The 19,136-nt window shown below is 28.8% G+C and carries 19 protein-coding genes; 6 read left to right on the top strand and 13 right to left on the bottom strand.

The window, feature by feature from the left end; genetic code table 11:
- The first annotated feature begins 25 nt into the window (after positions 1 to 25).
- The 4 genes from L8W69_RS01155 to L8W69_RS01140 all read left to right on the top strand — a co-directional run bounded on the left by L8W69_RS01155 (position 26) and on the right by L8W69_RS01140 (position 2,889).
- Entirely contained in the window at positions 26 to 277 is a 252-nt protein-coding gene (locus L8W69_RS01155) for a hypothetical protein (RefSeq protein ID WP_263666211.1), read from the top strand.
- 82 nt (positions 278 to 359) lie between these two features.
- Complete coding sequence (locus L8W69_RS01150) at positions 360 to 590, top strand: hypothetical protein (protein WP_263666210.1); 231 nt, start codon at positions 360 to 362, stop codon at positions 588 to 590.
- Between the two features lie 145 nt (positions 591 to 735).
- Positions 736 to 2,214, top strand: coding sequence for a DUF2779 domain-containing protein (locus L8W69_RS01145; protein ID WP_263666209.1), 1,479 nt, complete (start codon positions 736 to 738; stop codon positions 2,212 to 2,214).
- Between the two features lie 129 nt (positions 2,215 to 2,343).
- Positions 2,344 to 2,889 carry a WG repeat-containing protein gene (locus L8W69_RS01140; RefSeq protein WP_012661591.1) on the top strand — a complete coding sequence of 182 codons (546 nt, stop codon included), beginning with the start codon at positions 2,344 to 2,346 and terminating at the stop codon, positions 2,887 to 2,889.
- A 315-nt stretch (positions 2,890 to 3,204) separates the two neighbouring features.
- On the opposite strand, the gene L8W69_RS01135 is transcribed toward L8W69_RS01140, so the two are convergent.
- The 4 genes from L8W69_RS01135 to L8W69_RS01120 are packed head-to-tail and all read right to left on the bottom strand — an operon-like array spanning position 3,205 to position 6,570.
- Positions 3,205 to 3,537: a hypothetical protein gene (locus L8W69_RS01135; RefSeq protein WP_012661592.1), complete on the bottom strand. Its 333-nt coding sequence runs from the start codon at positions 3,535 to 3,537 to the stop codon at positions 3,205 to 3,207.
- Positions 3,524 to 4,660 carry a PD-(D/E)XK nuclease family protein gene (locus L8W69_RS01130; RefSeq protein ID WP_263666207.1) on the bottom strand — a complete coding sequence of 379 codons (1,137 nt, stop codon included), beginning with the start codon at positions 4,658 to 4,660 and terminating at the stop codon, positions 3,524 to 3,526. Before L8W69_RS01130 ends, L8W69_RS01135 begins: the two co-directional genes overlap by 14 nt.
- 2 nt (positions 4,661 to 4,662) lie before the next feature.
- Entirely contained in the window at positions 4,663 to 5,013 is a 351-nt protein-coding gene (locus tag L8W69_RS01125) for a hypothetical protein (protein WP_012661594.1), read from the bottom strand.
- Positions 5,014 to 5,022: 9 nt separating this feature from the next.
- Positions 5,023 to 6,570, bottom strand: a complete 1,548-nt coding sequence (locus L8W69_RS01120) for a WG repeat-containing protein (protein ID WP_263666206.1) — start codon at positions 6,568 to 6,570, stop codon at positions 5,023 to 5,025.
- A gap of 191 nt (positions 6,571 to 6,761) precedes the next feature.
- Here L8W69_RS01120 and L8W69_RS01115 point away from each other — a divergent pair, with 191 nt between their 5' ends.
- The gene (locus L8W69_RS01115; protein WP_041570284.1) at positions 6,762 to 6,965 is read left to right on the top strand and encodes a hypothetical protein; all 204 of its coding nucleotides are present in this window, start codon (positions 6,762 to 6,764) and stop codon (positions 6,963 to 6,965) included.
- A gap of 16 nt (positions 6,966 to 6,981) precedes the next feature.
- Here the strand turns inward: L8W69_RS01115 and L8W69_RS01110 are convergent, their stop codons facing one another.
- The 5 genes from L8W69_RS01110 to dnaE all read right to left on the bottom strand — a co-directional run bounded on the left by L8W69_RS01110 (position 6,982) and on the right by dnaE (position 15,429).
- The gene (locus L8W69_RS01110) at positions 6,982 to 9,126 is read right to left on the bottom strand and encodes a DUF262 domain-containing protein (RefSeq protein WP_263666205.1); all 2,145 of its coding nucleotides are present in this window, start codon (positions 9,124 to 9,126) and stop codon (positions 6,982 to 6,984) included.
- On the bottom strand, positions 9,126 to 10,475 hold the full coding sequence (locus L8W69_RS01105) for a DUF262 domain-containing protein (protein ID WP_263666204.1): 1,350 nt from the start codon (positions 10,473 to 10,475) through the stop codon (positions 9,126 to 9,128). The genes L8W69_RS01110 and L8W69_RS01105 overlap by 1 nt, the downstream gene beginning before the upstream one ends.
- A gap of 27 nt (positions 10,476 to 10,502) precedes the next feature.
- Complete coding sequence (locus L8W69_RS01100; RefSeq protein ID WP_263666203.1) at positions 10,503 to 11,330, bottom strand: SIR2 family NAD-dependent protein deacylase; 828 nt, start codon at positions 11,328 to 11,330, stop codon at positions 10,503 to 10,505.
- Positions 11,331 to 11,339: 9 nt separating this feature from the next.
- Positions 11,340 to 11,768: a hypothetical protein gene (locus L8W69_RS01095; RefSeq protein WP_263666202.1), complete on the bottom strand. Its 429-nt coding sequence runs from the start codon at positions 11,766 to 11,768 to the stop codon at positions 11,340 to 11,342.
- Positions 11,769 to 11,835: 67 nt separating this feature from the next.
- A complete protein-coding gene (dnaE, locus tag L8W69_RS01090) occupies positions 11,836 to 15,429 on the bottom strand; it encodes a DNA polymerase III subunit alpha (protein ID WP_263666201.1) in 3,594 nt (1,197 codons plus the stop codon).
- Positions 15,430 to 15,532: 103 nt separating this feature from the next.
- On the opposite strand from dnaE, the gene L8W69_RS01085 reads away from it, so the two are divergent.
- The gene (locus L8W69_RS01085; RefSeq protein WP_257396702.1) at positions 15,533 to 15,772 is read left to right on the top strand and encodes a SelT/SelW/SelH family (seleno)protein; all 240 of its coding nucleotides are present in this window, start codon (positions 15,533 to 15,535) and stop codon (positions 15,770 to 15,772) included.
- 23 nt (positions 15,773 to 15,795) lie between these two features.
- On the opposite strand, the gene L8W69_RS01080 is transcribed toward L8W69_RS01085, so the two are convergent.
- Genes L8W69_RS01080 through L8W69_RS01065 form a run of 4 tightly spaced genes read right to left on the bottom strand, consistent with a single transcriptional unit; the run spans position 15,796 to position 19,103 of the window.
- Positions 15,796 to 16,362 carry a DJ-1 family glyoxalase III gene (locus L8W69_RS01080; protein WP_263666200.1) on the bottom strand — a complete coding sequence of 189 codons (567 nt, stop codon included), beginning with the start codon at positions 16,360 to 16,362 and terminating at the stop codon, positions 15,796 to 15,798.
- An 11-nt stretch (positions 16,363 to 16,373) separates the two neighbouring features.
- A complete protein-coding gene (locus tag L8W69_RS01075; protein WP_087699946.1) occupies positions 16,374 to 17,246 on the bottom strand; it encodes an N-carbamoylputrescine amidohydrolase in 873 nt (290 codons plus the stop codon).
- Positions 17,215 to 18,129 carry a cation diffusion facilitator family transporter gene (locus L8W69_RS01070; protein ID WP_263666199.1) on the bottom strand — a complete coding sequence of 305 codons (915 nt, stop codon included), beginning with the start codon at positions 18,127 to 18,129 and terminating at the stop codon, positions 17,215 to 17,217. Before L8W69_RS01070 ends, L8W69_RS01075 begins: the two co-directional genes overlap by 32 nt.
- The gene (locus tag L8W69_RS01065; protein WP_263660052.1) at positions 18,126 to 19,103 is read right to left on the bottom strand and encodes an agmatine deiminase family protein; all 978 of its coding nucleotides are present in this window, start codon (positions 19,101 to 19,103) and stop codon (positions 18,126 to 18,128) included. The genes L8W69_RS01070 and L8W69_RS01065 overlap by 4 nt, the downstream gene beginning before the upstream one ends.
- Between the last annotated feature and the right edge of the window lie 33 nt (positions 19,104 to 19,136).

Raw genomic sequence — 19,136 nt, 5'->3', positions numbered from 1 at the left:
AACAAATCAAAAACAAAGGAATAAAATGAAAAAACTATTTTTAATTTTAAGCGTGTTAATGTGTATATGCTTTACTTTTACTAATGCTGAAGTAAATTATACAACAGCACAACAAGATATAACAATAGAAAAAACCATAGATAACAATACAAGCACAAAAATAGCTCAAGAAGATTATACCAATACAATAATCATCACCATAGCTATCTTGATATATATCATCATAGCTGCAGTGCTTGTGTATTATGGGTTAAAAAGGCAAGGTAGTCATATATAGAAATACAATAGATCTTAGCTTGTGTGTTGGATTATTTGCTGTATTGCCTTTAGCCTTTATAATCTTTATGACATTATTTCTAATGCGAATAGAAAGAGATACTGCGCTAATGATTATGGGTGTCATTGCTTTTATATGGGAATGCGTTGTATTATATATAGCATACACAACACTAAGAGATAATCGTAACAATCCATTACTAATGATTTTAATACTACCTTTAAAAATAACATTAGGATTATGGTATGGACTTAGTATTTTTGCAGTTTTGAGAAAAAGCAATCTTAAAACCGTAGCGCAAAGAAGAGAATAAAAACAAAATGCGTTAGCACGCTTTGCTTTTTCAAGCGGACTAATTTATGCTCTAATGTGAGATAAACCTTTGAAAAAAATAATACTCTAGCCTATTTTAATAAAATAGACTAAAATTCAAATAAAACAACGAAGAAAGGTAAATAATGTTTTTTTCAAAATCAAGATACACAAGAGGCACACAATGTGCTAAGTCTTTATGGCTGAAAACTTACAAAGATGAAGTACTAAGTACCCCAGAGAATACTTCGGATAAATTTAGCTCCGGTAACAAGGTAGGCGAGCTAGCTTGTGAGCTTTTTCCAAATGGAGTAAAGATAGAATTTGAAGGTAGTTCTTTGAATGAAAAATGCGAACAAACTAGAAAACTATTAGAAAATAACCAAGAAGTGATTTACGAAGCTACTTTTTGCTATGATGGCATTTTGATCATGATAGATATTTTACAAAATACTAAAGATGGTATGATCATTAACGAAGTAAAAAGCTCTATATCTTTAAAAGATGTTTATATAGATGATTGTGCTTTGCAATATTATGTTTTATCAAATTTAGGCTATAAAATCAAACAAGTTAATCTGATACATTTAAACAATGAATACTATAGAGGCGATTTTCTTGATATAAATCAACTTTTTAAGATCAATGATATCACAAAAGAAGTTTTATTAAATCAAAACCAAGTTAAAGAAAATTTAAAATACTTTGAAGAAATTTTAAGTAAAAATGAAGAGCCAAATATAGACATAGGAACACATTGTTTCGATCCTTATGAGTGCGATGGATATGAGTATTGTTGGATTAAACAAAGAAATTTATGTGAAAGTGAGAATATTTTTAGTATTTCAAGGCTTAATGCAAATAAAAAATTTGAACTCTATCAAAAAAATATAATCAATTTTAAAGATATAAAAGATCTATCTATCTTTAATGAAAATCAACAAATTCAAATCAAAGCTTCACTTAATAAAGAAATCTACATAAACAAAGAAAATATCAAAAAATTCTTAGATACGCTAACCTATCCTATATATCATTTAGATTTTGAAACATTTATGCAAGCTATACCTGAATATAAAGGTATAAGACCTTATATGCAAATTCCTTTTCAATACTCTTTACATATAGACTATAAAGACAAGTTAGAACATAAAGAATTTTTAAGCGAATGTGGGATCGATCCAAGATATGAACTTGCAAAAAATTTGATCAATGATATACCAAAAGATGTTTGCGTACTTGCTTATAATGCAAGCTTTGAAAAAGGTGTAATAAGGAATTTAGCGCTTGCTTTTCCTGAATTTAGCGAGCATTTGTTAAATATAGAAAAAAATATCGAAGATCTTATGATACCTTTTAAAAATAAAGATTATTATCATTATAAAATGCAAGGGAGTTATTCTATAAAAAAAGTTTTACCAGCTCTAATCCCTGATATGGAGCAAGCTTATAAAAATTTAGGTTTAATCCAGAATGGAAGCGAAGCTATGAAAAGTTTTGAAACTATGCAAAATATGGATGAAAACAAAAGAAAAGCTTGCCGCCAAGCCTTGCTAGAATACTGCAAACTTGATACTTTAGCCATGGTAAAAATTTTAAAACATTTAGAAGAGCTTGTAAAATAATAACTATATTAAAAGCCACTGCTTAGAGTTTTTATATCAATCTCTAAGCAAAAATCATCAAACTAGACAGCAGTAGTCTATAAAAATACATTATAATAAAATATTATATCAATCAAAAAAGGAAAACATGTGAAAACAACACTTTTAAAACTAGATAAAAATCTTGCTAATAAAAAAATAATAAATTGTGGTGTTATAAAAAAAGATGAAATGTATTATGCAAGTTTTGAAGAAGATTCGATCTTATTTGACATCAATGGAAATATACTAAAAAAAATCGCTGGCAAGATTTATCACTTAAATGATGATTTATATGGATTTTGTTGTACAAAAACAAAATATGGCTTTATAGATAAAAAAGGAAATTTAATCACAAAAGTAAAATATGATGGTATCAACAGCTTTCATGATGTCTTGGCCGGCGTTGAACTTAACGGAAAATGGAGTTTTATAGATAAACAAGGAAATTTAGTTATAGAAGCAAAGTATGATAATGCTTTGGGGTTTAAAGATGGCTTAGCTGAAGTTAAGCTTGGTGAAAAATGGGGTTTGATAAATAAAAATGAAGAAATTGTTATTGAGATTGAGTATGATGAGATACTAAAACTTGATACGAATTTATTTTTACTTAAAAAAGGCGAAGAATTAAAACTAAAAAACCTAAATATGATTTAAAATGTTTGCGAGCATTTGTTAAATATAGAAAAAAATATCAAAGTTCTTATGATACCTTTTCAAAATAAAGATTTTTATCATTATAAAATGCAAGGTAGTTTTATAAAAAAGTTTTACTAGTTTTAATCCTGATATAAAGCAAGCTTATAAAAATTTAAATTTAATCCATAACAAAAGCGAAGCTATGCAAAGTTTTGAAGCTATGCAAAATATGAGTGAAAATGAAAAAAGCTCTCCGCCAAGCCTTACTAGAATGCTGTAAATTTAACCATGATAAAAATTTTAAAAGCTTAATCCATAGCTTAAAGCTATGGATTAAAATTCGATTTTTAAAACCTCATACACATTTACCTCATTTGTATAAAAGACATCATAATAACATCCTGTGTATTTATTGTTTTTTAAAAACTGATTGATTATTTTTAGTTTTCTATCATCACTGAGCTTAAAACTTAAAATATGAATTTTAGCTTGCGGATTTAACACTATCTCTTCATCTATGGTTTTTACTTCACAATGATAATTTTCACTTTCTTTTAAAGCTTCTATTATATTGTGATTATTAAAAACTTCATGATGAACAAATTCTCTACATAAGTTTTTATGAAAATCATTCCATTTTTCTAGCAAAATATCAAGAGTTTTCATTGTTTTTTACTCCGTTTAATTTTTCATTTAATTCTTTGATTTTTTCTTTATTTTCTTCAATAAATTTTAGTATTGCTCCTGCTGTAGGATTTTTATCAAAAACTATATAATCAGATAAAGTGTATCCGTTAAATTCAGGTATTTTCTCTTGAATTTTTTCTCTATCTCCTTGTGATATATCACCTATAAGTCTGATTCCAAAATTTTTCCAATTTTTAGAATTTGTAGTATCAAACCAAGCAAAAGCAAAATATACATCATTATTACTTAAATTCTTTGGTTTGAGTATAAATTGAATATAGCTTGAGCCATTATCAATGCTAAAATCATTATCAAAAACTTTGCAAGTTTCTTCTAAAAACTTATTGATAATATAATCTCTTTCATACATTGATATTTTTGGCAATAATTTTGACTTATTATTAACTAAATCTTTAAACAATTGTTCAAAACCAACTTTACTTTCCTTTTGCAAAAAGCTTATTATATCACTACCATTGCCTATGACATTATTTATAGCATCTTTGTAAAATTCTATAGTTTGGTTTAAATTGCAAAAATTTTTAACCTTTTCTTGAGATTTTTTTAACCAAGTTAAAATTTCTTTCTCATAAGAAATTTGTCTATATAGCACTTTATCGTTGCCTCTTTTTAAGAATAATTCATTTTCAACATTTTCTATATTCCAACCATTTAAACTATTCTCACTAGGATCTCTATCGCCATATGGAGTAAGATAAATCACTGCGATATCTTTCTTTTCTCCATTATTTAATGTATCTATATACCTAGCAATTTGCTCATTTTGATCTTTCGCCCAAATTTTATTTTCTAGTATAATGTGTTTAGTGCCATTATGTATATAAATATCTATATTTTTATATTCTTTTAAGACTTTTACATTATCACTTTCTCTAAACCAACCTTCTAATTTTATCTCTTTTAAAAATAAATCTAAAAATAATCTTCCTTGTTTATGATTTTCACTAGGATCAAGTAAAGATTTTAAAATTCCACTATGCAAATTCACCTCATCATGAGCGGGCAAAACCTTTAATAAAGGATTGTAGTTTGATTTGTTTTTTTCCTTAAATTCCTTAAATTGTTCTAAAAATTTTTCCATATTTATTTTCTTTCCATATATAAACTAATAATTTTTATTTTAGCGTAATTTTCATCATCGCAAAACCAAAATTTCATGCGTTCTCCAACTCTATTTTTCTCCAAAGTTTTTAAAATTTTAATAGCGTGTTTTGCTAAATCATTTTTAGGTAAAAATATCACAGCAAAATAACACATCAAATCATACTCTCTATCAACTATTTTCTCATCATAGCAAAAAAATCCTCCTTTATTTAAAATTTCACTTGCATACAATAAATCATCATCATCTAGTCTAAACACATCGCCATCTCCATAAATAGACATGTATTTATCATAAATTCTTATCATTTCATTAAGATTATTTCCTCGCATATTTTTCCTTTACTCTTTCAACTCTAACAACCTTAAAATTCTCCAGCCTATATCCTTGCTTATACATGCAATTTGTCTTTGAGAAAAAGGATTAAGGGTTATTTTTCCGTTGTATTCTAAGTAAAATTTATGTCCATTTTTACTAAGCTCGTAAATTCCATTGCCCAAATCATTTACATTTTCAAACTGCAAATCAAGCACAAATTCTCCATTTGTATTAATAAAACCCCATTGATTATCTATACAAACTTGTGCTAAACCTTCTTTAAAATCAAACGCCTCATCAAAATGCTCTTTTATAACAATATTTGTATTTTTATCCACATAAATAAAACCATCACTTGTTAAAACTAATGCCAAACCACAGCTAAAACAAGACATATACTCATACTCATGCTCACAAAGTATCTCACCATTTTGATTGATCAAAAAATATCTATTGTCTTTTTTTACACTTGCTATGCCTTCGCTAAAGCTATTTGCCTCATCGTATTTTGCTTCTATGATGGTTTTTCCCTTTGTATTGATAAAACCCCATTTTCCTCTTGCACAAAAGGCTGCTAAATTCTCACTAAAAAACCTAAGCTCATCATACATCACATCGATGATGATTTTGGCATTTTTATCTATAAAGCCGTATTTGTTAGCTATCTTTACGCAAGCTAATCCACCAACAAATTCTCCAACTTCATCAAATTTAGCTTCACAAATTACCATCCCATTTTGATCCATGAAACCAAATTTAGAATTTTCTAAAAACAAAACAAGCTCATCATCAATAATCTTCATAAAATCAAAACTATTCTTACTAAGCTCATTTTTGTTTTTATCTACCAAAGTATATTTAGTCCCTACCCTGACTTTGATCATATCTTTGGCTATAAATTTCACATCCTTATACATAGGATCAAAAATGCAATTTAAATTTACATCAAACAAACCATATAAAAACCCATCAAACACTAGCAAATACTCATCATTTATCAAGCTAATATCATCAAATTTAGCCTCTAAAACAAGCTTTGCAAATTCATTTAAAACTCCGCATTTAACCTTGCCATTGATCTTTTGCTTGCATAAAAATAATTTTTCATTTAGTCTTTTTATACTTAAAAACTCAAAATCACTTAAAAAATTTCCATTCTGATCAATCAATGCAAACACATCGCCTTTTTTGATCTTAAAAAGCTTATCACTAAGTCTTATAATGCCATCATATTCAGTCTTTAGAATGATATTTGCTTGAGTATCTATGATGATATTTTCATTTCCTTGTCGCAAAAGCGCATAATCATTTACAAAACTACAAACATCATCATATATAAGATCCACCACCACTTTAGCTTTAGTATCTATAAAACCCCATTTGTTATTTATCATAACACCTGCTAAATTTTGACTAAAATTTAAAACCTCATCATATAAAAAATCACAAATTAATTCTCCACTGCTATTTATAAAACTATACTTACCAGCTTTTTTTACCGCTGCAAAGCCATTTTGAAAATCTCTTACATGATCAAATTCATCATCGATAACAATCCTAACTTCTTTCATCACTTTCCTTTGTAAAATAAAATTATATTAGAATTTTATAGACTAATAATGTCTATATTTTATGCTAGAATATCATTTTAAAAATATGGAGGAAAAAATGAAAAAGAAAAAAAATACCAAGTCAGGTTCCATTTAGTTTTGAAGATTCTCCCTTTGAAAGCAAAGAAGAATATATAGAATTTATCAAAAACATGCCTAAGATAGCTACTTTAGATAAGGCTTTGATAAAAAAATCAAGAGAGAAAAATTTAACAAATAAAGCCATTTCTTACATACAAAGAAAAACTAATCTAAGCTACAACAATGCTAAAATTTTAAAAGATATCTTATCAAAAGAGTATTTTCGTAAGATAAGAAGCAAAAATAAAGTCCTTGTTAAATTTATGAAAAGATAAAGCCTTAGGCTTTATCTTAACTGCTTTCAAACGATTTTTTTAATATTTCTAACATTTGTTCTTTGTGTGTTTGTGCATTACCAAAAGTCCATTTTGACTGATCTTTTTCGCTTAAAGCATAAATTAACCAAAGTTTTAAAGATATAACACTATCTTTATTTATATATTTTTGCAAATCTAAATATTTATCTTGTGTATCTTGGTTATTTAAAGATGAATTAAAACTAGAGCTAATAAGAGCTAAATTTCCAAAATTATCTATTTTATCTTTGTCATTTTTCCATTCTTGTGCTTTACTTTGTGCTTGCACATGTTCTATGGAATTTAAATTTCTAAAATAGAAACTGCTAGCAACATAGTCAAATGTTTTATTATCTAATTTTATTTCTTTTAATTTTACATTATTTTCTAAAGAATATTCCATTTTTGAATACTTCCATAAATAATACTCCAAACGATAAAACCAATAATGCGGAGTCGCTGTTCCTTGATCTAAGTTTGGAATTTTTACTTCGTTAGTATTAGTAAAAATACATTCATCACTATTGCTTAAATTAGAAAGAACTTCATTTGAAATTTCCAATAAATCTTTTTTCTTTCCATTTATTTCTACTTCTTTTGCTTGCTCTTTAGCTAAAGCTGTATCTAAATTTTCAAGGAATTTAATCAATTCTTTTTTAATATTTTCGTTTGGATTTAATTTATTTAAAAAGTCTTTAAAATTTGTAGTAATATTACAATCATCTATTTTTATTTGAAATTCTTCTTGTTTATTACTATCTTTTACTTCATTACATGAAATTTCTAATTCAATTTTATCATCCAAAAATTTCAAAAACGGAGTAAGCCAGTGATGATGATTATTAGACATACCACTTCTTGCTACGCGTAGATAATTTTGCACCATAGCAAGTTCAGGTATAACATTAGAATCTTCGCTGATTGAATATGTGTTATTTTTTGTATTTTTAGTTAATCTTCTAATCTTATAAGAATTTTCCTCATCATCTTGACCTTTAATAACAAAATAATCAAATAAAATTCTATATATTAAAAGATTTTCCATGAATGTTTTGGTGCTTTCTTTTTCTTCTATTTTTATAATCTCTAAAAGCTTATTTTTGTCTATGGTAAAATTTTTATCATTATTTTCATTTTGCTTTTCTTCTAAAAAAGTAAGCTTATAAACATGCAATAAAAAAGTAGGAAAATCTACTATAGATTTAAATTTTTCCCGCTCTTCTTCATCTTGATTTGGTTTATCAAATGATTCTTTTATAATAGTATCTATAGTATCTTTATTGCTTTCATCTAATTCAGAAATCTTTCTATCGCTAGCTTTTTGAAAGATATAATTATCCATTTGTGAGCAAATATCCCATATATGAGCATAAAGGGTTTTTTCATCTTTATTAGTAATTAGAGTTTTTCCATCTTTATTAGTAATTTTAGAAAGCAATCTTGCTTTTAAAATTTCATGTTTTTCTAGTTGTTTGCCGCGCTTATTCATACGGATAAAAAAGCGATTTAAGTCAGTATTTTGGGCTAATTCTACAAAAACAAATTTTACATTGTTATAAATAAAATCAGAAAATTCTTTGATATTTTCTTTGATATTTTCTTTGATATTTTCTTTGATATTTTCTTTGATATTTTCTTCAAACCAATTTACTATAATTTCTAAAGCTTGTGGTATGTTTTGACATATATCTTGTGGAAATTTTTTAATTTCTTGTAAAAAAATATCATTTTTTCTCTCATTATTTTGATTATCTTTACAAAATTTAGCAAATTCTTTTAGAACTTTTTCTTCTTTTTCTCTTATAGGCATAGAAATTCTAAGTTTATCACTTTGCATTATAAATTCTTTCCACTTTGGCTGATCGCTTGGATTTTTATAAGAAAGATAAAATCCTATCAAAAACAAAGTTGTTAAGCGTTGTTGGCCATCTATGAGCAAGTATTTATCATCTTTTTGGCTTACCACCACATTGCCGATAAAGTATTCTTTATTCTTATTTTCATCAATTTTAGTTTTTATATCATTAAGTAAGGTTTGTATTTGCTCTTTATTCCACTCATATAGTCTTTGATAAGGTGGAATTTCAAAAAAAATTTCTTCTACTCCACTAATATTTTTAATATTTGCTTTATTATTCATTACTTATTCCTTTCCTTGTTTTTATATTGCACATAATGCAATGGAATATTTTTTTCAAGATTTTTATTTTTATAGTAATTTTCAATAATCTTCAAGTAGTATTTTCTTTTTGCTTTTTCAAGCATATTTTCATTTTTTTTATAAAATTCTTTTTCTAAAATCATTTTTTCTTGAATAAAATCAAGTAAATTTTGCTCTAATTCCCCTTCAAAAGATACAAAATACACTTTTTCTAAAAATTCCAAAGCATAATTTTTTTGAATGTCTCTAGTGATATTTATATTATAAAATCTTGGACTAAAAGTAGCTCTTGCAAGCAAGGCTAAGAAATAATCACTATTGCCATTTGGAAATTTAGAAAAATAAATCATCGCAGCAATTGCATAAACAGATCTGCAATATAAAAAAGTATCTATATTTAGACTTTCATAAATTTCACTTTGTTTTATAACTTTATTAAAACACTTATTATATTTATATAAATACTTAAAAAAATCATCCCCATTAGCAAAACTACTTAAAATTCCTAAGTCTTCCTTGCTATAAAGGAATTTATCACTAGAAAATTCTTTACAAAACTCTTCATATATTTGTTCTGTTTTAATTTTATCTACTCTAATGTTTTTATGTTTTAACCATGCTCTAGCAGGTGCTAAAAGCTCGTCAAATAAAATAGTGATTTTTCTTTCATCTTTTGCAATATTTTCAAAAAACATGGCATAATTTTTTTGTCTTTTCTTTAAAGAATGCAAATGAAAAGCCTTTATAAGATCGTATGATTTTAAGCCTTTTCCTTTTGAATTTGCACTATCAAAAAACAAAAATGCTTCATCTACGCTTGGTGCTAAAACACAGATAAATTCTATATTCTCTAAAAGAAAATCTAAAAACTCGCATTTTTTATCACTATAACTTTCAAAATAAGCTTTTATATACTCGTAATTTTCTTTGATATGGTATTTTGACTCATTATGAGAGTATTCAACATTATTTAAAAAATTACATTTACATAAAACTCTTAAAATCAAAGCCAAAGTAGTAAGGCGTTGTTGGCCATCTACTATATTAAATTCATTATCTTTCTGTTGTTGGCCATCTACTATTTCTGTATTTCCCTTATGCAATATCAAACTTCCTAAAAGATATTTTTGGTTTTTATCTATTTGTTCGCTTATATCTTTTAAAAGAATTTTAACTTGCTCTATACCCCAAGCATAAGGGCGTTGATAATAAGGTATGTTTAAAGAAAAAGCTTTATCAAAAATATTACTACCATTAATTATATCTCCACACACCAACTCTTTCAAACTCACAACGCAAGATTTTACCTCGTTTTCTTTTTCACTCATTTATAGCCTTTCTAAATTTTAAGCTTATTATATCAAGCTATCTATCATTTCCAAAGCTTCCAAAGCTTTCATCTTAAGCCCTATGCCATTTCTAAAAAACTTTGGAAAATCACACTCATTTGGATTGATCCTTAAAAGTGTTCCAGCTTTGCTTTTTTTACAAAAATCCTCACTAAACATACGCATACTAGACACAGCTTTACCAGCTCCAAGCTCTATAAACAAGATGTTTTTATCCTCTAAGGGTTTAAGCCAGTTTTTATAACTTTGCTTTTGTAAAAAATAACGGCTATCATTAAAACTACCATCATTAAACATCAAGATATTTAGCCTTGCTAAACCTTGACATCTAGGGCATTTTGGCAAAGATAAGGCTTTGAAATTTTCCATATCTATATCTAATTCCTCTTGCATTTGCCAGATCAAATCACCGCATGCATAATTAAAACATTGCAAGTAATTTATATTTCCATGAAATTCATAAATTTTATTCTCATCAAAACCAGCCTTTTTAAAATGTCCATCTACATTAGTCGTAACGACATAATAATCTTGTTTGCTTTTTGCAAGTTTTAAAAGTATTTCATAACCTTTATGTAGCTTAGTATCTTTGTATAATTTAAATCTATGTCCATAAAAAGCCCAAGCAAGCTGTGCGTTTGTATAAAAATTTGTAGGATTAGCCATGCGTTCAAAGTCTATACCTAGTTTTTGCAAATGCGGATAAGCTCTCCAAAAACCTTCTTTTCCTCTAAAATCAGGCAAACAACTATCTACTCCCATGCCAGCTCCAGCTGTGATGATGATTACCTCTGCTTTGTCTAAAGCTTCTTTTATATAAGTTTGTATTTGCATTTTTTACCTTTAAAAATTTTCATAATCAAATTTCCTAGCCTCATGTAGCTCTTTGGCTACTTCAAGGCTCATTTCCCAAAAAACTGCATTCATGGATTTTGGCATGCAATTTTCATCTTCGTATTTTTTGCTTATAGCCTTATAAACCTCATCATTTTCCTCACAATCAACAGCAAGACTGCCCAAATAAGGATACAACAAACGCCCCACCGGAGCCATATCAAATACCATAGTTAGTTTTGTTTTTGGAAAATTTTCTTTCATAAAAGCTAAAAATTCATCTCTAGCTTTGTAATCTGTCTTGTCTTTATCAAACAAATCACTATATTTTGTTTTATTGACATGAAAATCATTATTTGGAGTGTTAAAGCACATCCAAAAAGATTTTTTACCTTTTTGGATGGTATAATCTTGAATAGTCTCAAGTGCTAAAGCCATTTTTTATCCTTTTTATATTGTATTGATATAATTATACTATATAAAATGGACTTTTAGTGTCTATATTTTAACCTTTACATTTTTGAGCTATCACATCCATAGCTTCTTGCGAGAGAACAAAATTTGTATGATAAAGCAAGCAGCTACCCATATCAAGTACTTTTAACACAAGCTTTTTATTATTAGCATCTTTCGGATTATGTCTTGTATTAGCTAGATCATAAATTTCATACACCATATCTTTACTAAGCTTATTAATGTCAAGTTCTATGATATTTTCTTCAAATTTCATAGGATCTTGTGTAAAATCTTCTTTGTTTTCTTTTTTTACAAAGCTTTTTTTCTTACTAAAAGATTTTAGCTCATTTTCTTTTGCTTCTTCTAGTGTATAAATTTCATTTAAACTAAAGCTTAAGTCATTGTCATTGTTTTTATATCTTAGTAAAAAGGCAAAGGCTTCATCTTTGCTTTCTTTAAAAAGTGTTTCAACTTTTTCTACTTGAGTTTCAAAAATAATCATATCAAAAGAAGAATAAAAGTCTAAAACCACAGCCTTAGCATATCTTTTACCACTTTTACTCATCATTGATTTAAAATCTTCAATCTTTCCTACAACCAAAAGCTCACCTTCGCCTTTGAGTGTTTCAAAATCCATACTTTTAAAATATTCTATACCTTCTATTTGACTTGCAAATTTATCTAAAGGATGGCCTGATACATAAATTCCTAAAATTTCTTTTTCATAGCCTAGTTTTTCCATTAGTTCAAATTCTATCTTGCTATCATGAAGCCCTACTTTGATATCTGCAGCTATTTCTTCTTCTCCAAAAAGAGAAGCAGTAGAATTTCTTTTAACTTCAGCAATTTTTCTACTTGTTTCTGAAATAAGCTCAAGATTATCTACCAAGCATTTTCTAGTATAACCAAACTCATCAAAAGCACCTGATTTAGCTAAATTTTCTATAGTTTTTTTATTAATCTTAGTAGGATCAATAGAGCTTATAAAATCATCAAAATCACTAAAGCCCTCTTCCTTGCGAATAGTCATGATATTTTCTATCGCAGGAATTCCCACACTCTTAATCGCTCCAAGCCCATAAATAATAGCTTCAGAACCATCTTCAAGCTTAGTTGCACTAAATTCTCTTTGAGCTTTATTGATATTTGGCGGCAAAAGCTTGATATTCATTCTTTTCATCTCTTCAATGTATTTTGCGACCTTATCCACATTGCTTTCTTCACTTGTTAAAAGCGCAGCCATAAATTCACTTGGATAATAAGTTTTTAAATACGCTGTTTGAAAGGTTATAAGTGCATAGGCAGCCGAGTGAGATTTATTAAAACCATATTCAGCAAATTTCAAAATAAGCTCAAACAAATCATCAGCCTTTTTCTCATCATAGCCTTGTTTTTTAGCGCCTTCTAAATACTCTGCTTTAAGATTGTCCAAAATTTCTCTTTTTTTCTTACCCATAGCACGGCGTACATTATCAGCTCCACCCAAAGAAAAACCACCAATTTTTTGTACTATTTGCATAACCTGCTCTTGATAAACTATAACCCCATAAGTGTTTTCAAGTATAGGCTTTAAATCTTCAAATGCATAAGTAGCAGCCTTTCTACCATGTTTGATATCGATAAAATCATCCACCATCCCACTATCAAGTGGCCCTGGTCTATATAAAGCTAAAACCGCGATTAAATCTTCAAATCTTTCAGGCTTTAACCTAGCATTCAAACTTTGCATACCGCCTGATTCTATTTGGAAAATACCCAAGGTATTACCACTTTGTATGGTTTTATAAACCTTAGGATCATTCATATCAATCTTTTCCCAAATTACATCTTTACCATAACGCTTTTTCACTAGCTTAATCGCATTATCAATTACTGTAAGGGTTTTTAAACCCAAAAAGTCAAATTTAATTAAATCCACATCTTCAAGATATTCTTTAGAATACTGGGTTACCAAATGGCGCTCATCGTTTTTGCTTTGTCTAAAAAGCGGAGCTTTATTCCACAAAGCTTCATTAGATATCACAACTCCGGCCGCGTGCATACCTGCATTTCTATTTAAACCCTCTAGCGCTTTAGCAAAATCCCAAACTTGACGCCCTTTTGGATGAGAATTTACAAATTCAGCTATTTTTGGTTCTTGCTCATAGGCTTTTTCTAAAGTAATTTTTAGCTCTTCAGGAACTAATTTTGCCAAAGCATCCGCATCAGGTATGCTCATATCACAAACCCTAGCCACATCACGGATTACTCCCTTTGCTAAAAGCTTACCAAAGGTAATGACTTGTGCAACCTTTTCAGCTCCGTATTTATCGATCACATAATCAATCACTTCCCCTCTTCTATCTTGACAAAAATCCACATCAATATCGGGCATTGATACACGCTCAGGATTTAAAAATCTTTCAAAAAGAAGATTATAAGGTATAGGATCTAAATCTGTAATTTTCAAACAATACGAAACTAAACTCCCCGCTGCACTCCCACGCCCTGGGCCAACTGGTATATCTTTTTCCTTAGCTGCGGCGATAAAATCATGAACGATTAACATATAACCTGAAAATTTCATATTTTTAATAATACTAATTTCTAAATCAAGCCTATCTTTATACTCTTGATGCTTACTCTCATCGATAAATTGAAGTCTTTCTTCTAAGCCTTTTTTACAAAGATACTCAAAAACTATATCATCATTATCAAAGCTAAATTCTTGATCTTCTTGTGCTAGATTTAAACTATATTTTTTTGCATATTCACGGGTAAATTTAAAATTTGGTGGGGTTGGATCGCCTAGTTTTAATTCTAAATTGCATTTATTAGCTATTTCTTGAGTATTTTCAATGGCTTCAGGAATATCAGCAAAAAGCTCGCTCATTTGCTCTGGCGTTTTTACATAAAACTCATGCACCTCATGTCTTAAACGCCCTGGATCATCAAGCTTAACCCCCATGGCTATACACATAAATACTTCATGAGCAGCCGCTCTTTCTTTAAAAGTGTAATGCGTATCATTAGTTGCAATAATTTTTATATCAAGCTCTTTAGCAAGTTTGATGATAGAATCATCAATAAATTTTTGATCATCAATACCATGACGCATAATTTCAAGGTAAAAATCATCTCCAAAAACCTTTTTATACCATAAAGCTGCTTCTTTTGCACCCTCATAACCCTTTGCGCCAAATTTTATATTTCTTTCATTCTTGGTATTTAAATGCCAATTAACCTCACCTTGCAAACACGCAGAAGAGCAAATCAAACCCTCACTATGAGTCTCTAAAAGCTTTTTATTAATCCTTGGGTAATAATACAAGCCATGTATATAACTTTGCGAGCTCAAATACATCAAATTTTTATAACCAATTTCATTTTTAGCAAATAAACAAAGATGAAAACGCTGTCTTGAACTTTTATCACTTAAATCATCGTGATTATGTAAATATGCTTCAAGCCCTATAATAGGCTTAATTCCTTCAGCTCTCATTGTTTTATAAAAATCAATAGCACCAAACATATTTCCATGATCAGTCATAGCAACACTTGTTGCACCTTGTGCTTTTAGCGTTTTAGCTAGCTCTTTGAGTTTATTTGCTCCATCAAGTAAAGAATATTCTGTATGTAAATGCAAATGTGTAAATTGGCTCATATTTTTCCTTGTATTTTTTTATTATTATAAAAAAAAACCTTAAATTTAAAACTTACAAGCATAAAAAATGTATAATAGCTTACTTTCAAAAAAGGAGTAAAAAATGGAAGTAAAAATTTATTATTGTAATCTTTGAAATTACAAACCACAAGCTGCAAGGGTTGCAGAAGAAATACAAAATGAATTCAAAGATGCGCAAATTTCTACCATAGAAAAAGGTGGTGGTCATTTTATAGTAGAAGTAGATGGTAAAATCATTTACTCTAAAAAAGACTTGTTTAATTGTGAAGTAGATAGATTTCCTCATGAGGGTGAAATTACCAAGCTTATGAAACAAATGTAAGCTAAACCCTCATCAGCGAGGGTTTATTTTGTTAAAGGAACAAGCATACCTTCATAAAGTTTTTGATAAATTTCTTCTGAGCATAAATGTTTAGCAAGCTTTAAACCAAATAAAATAGCCGTAGCAGGCCCAGCTGCTGTGATGACATTTTCATTTACTACAACTGCTTTATTTACTCTTATACCTTCAATACCCACTTCACAACCAGGATAGCAAGAAAACTCGCCATTAATCACCCCTGCTTTTGCCAATACCATAGGTGAAGCACAAATAGCAGCTACAATTTTTTTCTTAGCATGTAAATCTTGTATGATTTTTATGATAAGAGAATTGTTTTTTAAATTCATCATACCTTCAAATCCACCTGCCAAAGCGATTGCATCTAAATTTTCTTGATCAACACTAGCCAAACTCACATCAGCCCTTATGCTAATTCCATTAGCTCCTTGCACTAAAAGCTCATCATCTAGTGAAGCAATAATAACTTCTAAATTTCCACTAGCCTCCCCTGCTCTTTTTAAAACATCAGCTATACCTATAAATTCAGCCTCTTCAAAACCTTTTGCCAAAGGCACTAAAACTTTTTTCATTTTTCCTCCTTTTAGTCAATAAATCTTTTATTTAATTCATGAAAATATTCTATGCGTCTATCGCGTAGAAATGGCCACCATCTACGCACATTTTCACATCTTTGCATATCAATTTCAACGATTTTACAAAGCTCTTGTTTATCATCAGCCCTAAAAAGCTCTTCACCTTGAGCCCCAAAAACAAAAGAATTCCCCCAAAATCTTATACCTTCTTCCACACCGCTTTCATCTTTTTCAAAACCCACTCTATTAATAGCTACTACAGGTAAGCCATTAGCTATAGCATGACCTCTTTGAACGCCTATCCAAGCTTCAAGCTGTCTTTGTTTTTCTTCTTTTTCATCCTTATCAAACCAACCTATAGCAGTAGGATAAATTAAAATTTGAGCTCCCTTTAAAGCCATTAACCTAGCAGCTTCAGGATACCATTGATCCCAGCATATTAAAACACCAAGCTTTCCAACACTTGTTTGTATAGGCTCAAAACCCAAATCACCTGGAGTAAAATAAAATTTTTCATAAAAACAAGGATCATCAGGAATATGCATTTTGCGATATTTGCCTGCTATGGAGCCATCTTTTTCAAATACCACACTAGTATTATGATAAAGCCCTGCACTTCTTTTTTCAAATAAAGAAGTTACCAAAACAACTTTATTTTCCCTAGCTACATTAGACCAAAATTTAACATCCTCTTCATAGTCATTTGCCAAATCAAAAAAGTTTGTATTTTCACTTTGACAAAAATACTGCGTTTGATGAAGCTCTTGCAAACACACAAGCTCAGCCTTTTCTTTTGCTGCTTGTTTAATAAGTTCGCATGTTTTTTCTATAGTTTTTTCTTTATTTTGTTTAAATTCTTGCTGAATGAGTGCTAATTTCATTTTTACTCCTTTCTTCTTCTGAATCATCATAAGGATCTAAATGTATATGGATATTCCAAAAATCATCTTTAAAATGTTCTCTTATACTATCTTCAATCTCATCACCAATCTCATGAGCTTTTAAAAGTGATATTGTAGGTTCAAAAACTAAATGCACACTAACATAAAGCATATCAGGACTTTTTCTAGTTTTTAAATGATGAAAACTTTTGACTTCTTTATTTGCACTTATGATTTGTTTAATCACTTCAACTTGTTCTTTATCAATAGCTACATCTAATAAAATTTTAGAACTTTCCTTAATGATTTTAAAAGCTGAAAAAATCGTATATAAACTTATAGCTATGCCAAATAATCCATCAATAAAATGATAATTTGTAAAAGCTATAATCACAAGTGCTAAAAGCGTTAAAGCATTAGTCAAGAAATCTATTTTATAGTGTAAGCTATCAGCTTTTATAATCAAGCTTTTTGTTTTTTTAGCAACATAATTTAAAAAAACCACCAAACACAAAGTCACAGCCATAGCAAAAGCCATGACAAAAATTCCAAGATCAAGTTTTTCTACACTTTCTTGATTGTGAATTTTCAAAACACTCTCATAAAAAATATAAACCCCAATCCCACTAATAACAAGACCTTCAAAAAGCCCCATTAAAGCTTCAATTTTACTAAGGCCAAAATTATATTCTTTGCTAGAGCCTTGAGAACTTTTTTTCAAAGCTAAAAAATTTAAACCCGAAATCACACAATCAAGCAAAGAATCAATCGCACTAGAAAGTACTGCAACAGAACCCGAAGCTAATCCTACTGCAAATTTTATAATAGCTAAAAAAATAGCACATACACTTGCAATGATAGTTGCGCTTTTTTGTAAATTCATCTTTGACCTTCATAGCGGTTTTGACAAGAACAATGCAAAGAACCATTTTGTCTTAAAAACACCCTTGCATCAACCCCTACTACTTTTCTATCTTTGCATGCTTTTTGTAAATTTTCTAATACCAAAGCATCATTTTCATCATTATAAGTTGGCACTATCAAACCACCATTAACAAAAACAAAATTTGCATAAGTAGCACCAAGTCTTTTACCTTCAAAATACAAAGGTTTAGGTAAAGGAAGTTCTAATAAATCAAATCCTGTTTTTTTCAGCTCATCTTCCATAGCCTTTAAAGGTGCGTAATGCTCATCATTTTCATCTTTACACACACAATAAGCGATGGTTTTTTCATTGATAAATCTTGCTAGAGTATCTATATGATGATCAGTATCATCGCCTTTTATATAACCATGATTTAACCATATAATTTGTTTTAAGCCAAAAATTTCTTTTAACTTGGCTTCAATTTGTTCTTTATTTAAATGTGAATTTCTATTTTTATTTAACAAACAAGCACTCGTTGTAAGCATTACTCCTTGCCCATTAAAATCAATACTCCCACCTTCTAAAATAAAATCTATTTTTTCTAATTTTCCTTGTAGTTTATTGTTAAAAAGTTTAGAATTTACAGCATTATCTAAAGAACTTTGAAATTTATCACCCCAGGCATTAAAAGTAAAATCAAGCCCTATAATTTTATCATCTTCACGCACATCAATTGCACCAAAATCTCTAATCCAAGTATCATTAGTATCACACTTAAAAAAATCTACATTTTTTATATGTTTAAATCTTTGAAAATCTTTTTCACTTGGAGCAATAAGTAAAACTTTTTGAAAATTTGCCACAGCTTTAATAAATTCCTCATAGCTTTGCATAATTTCCTCTAAATAAGGACTCCAATCGCTATTTTTATGGGGTAATGAAAGTAAAAGTAGTTCCTGTTTTTCCCATTCTGCTATGCTTTTTCTCATTGATAATTTCCTTTGATAAAATGTATAAAAAGG

It is taken from the genome of Campylobacter sp. CNRCH_2016_3089, from assembly GCF_025772505.1.
In the GTDB taxonomy this organism is placed as follows: Bacteria; Campylobacterota; Campylobacteria; order Campylobacterales; family Campylobacteraceae; genus Campylobacter_D; species Campylobacter_D lari_D.
Note: the sequence above shows the minus strand (reverse complement) of the source record. Positions and strands in the feature narration are given on the sequence as shown.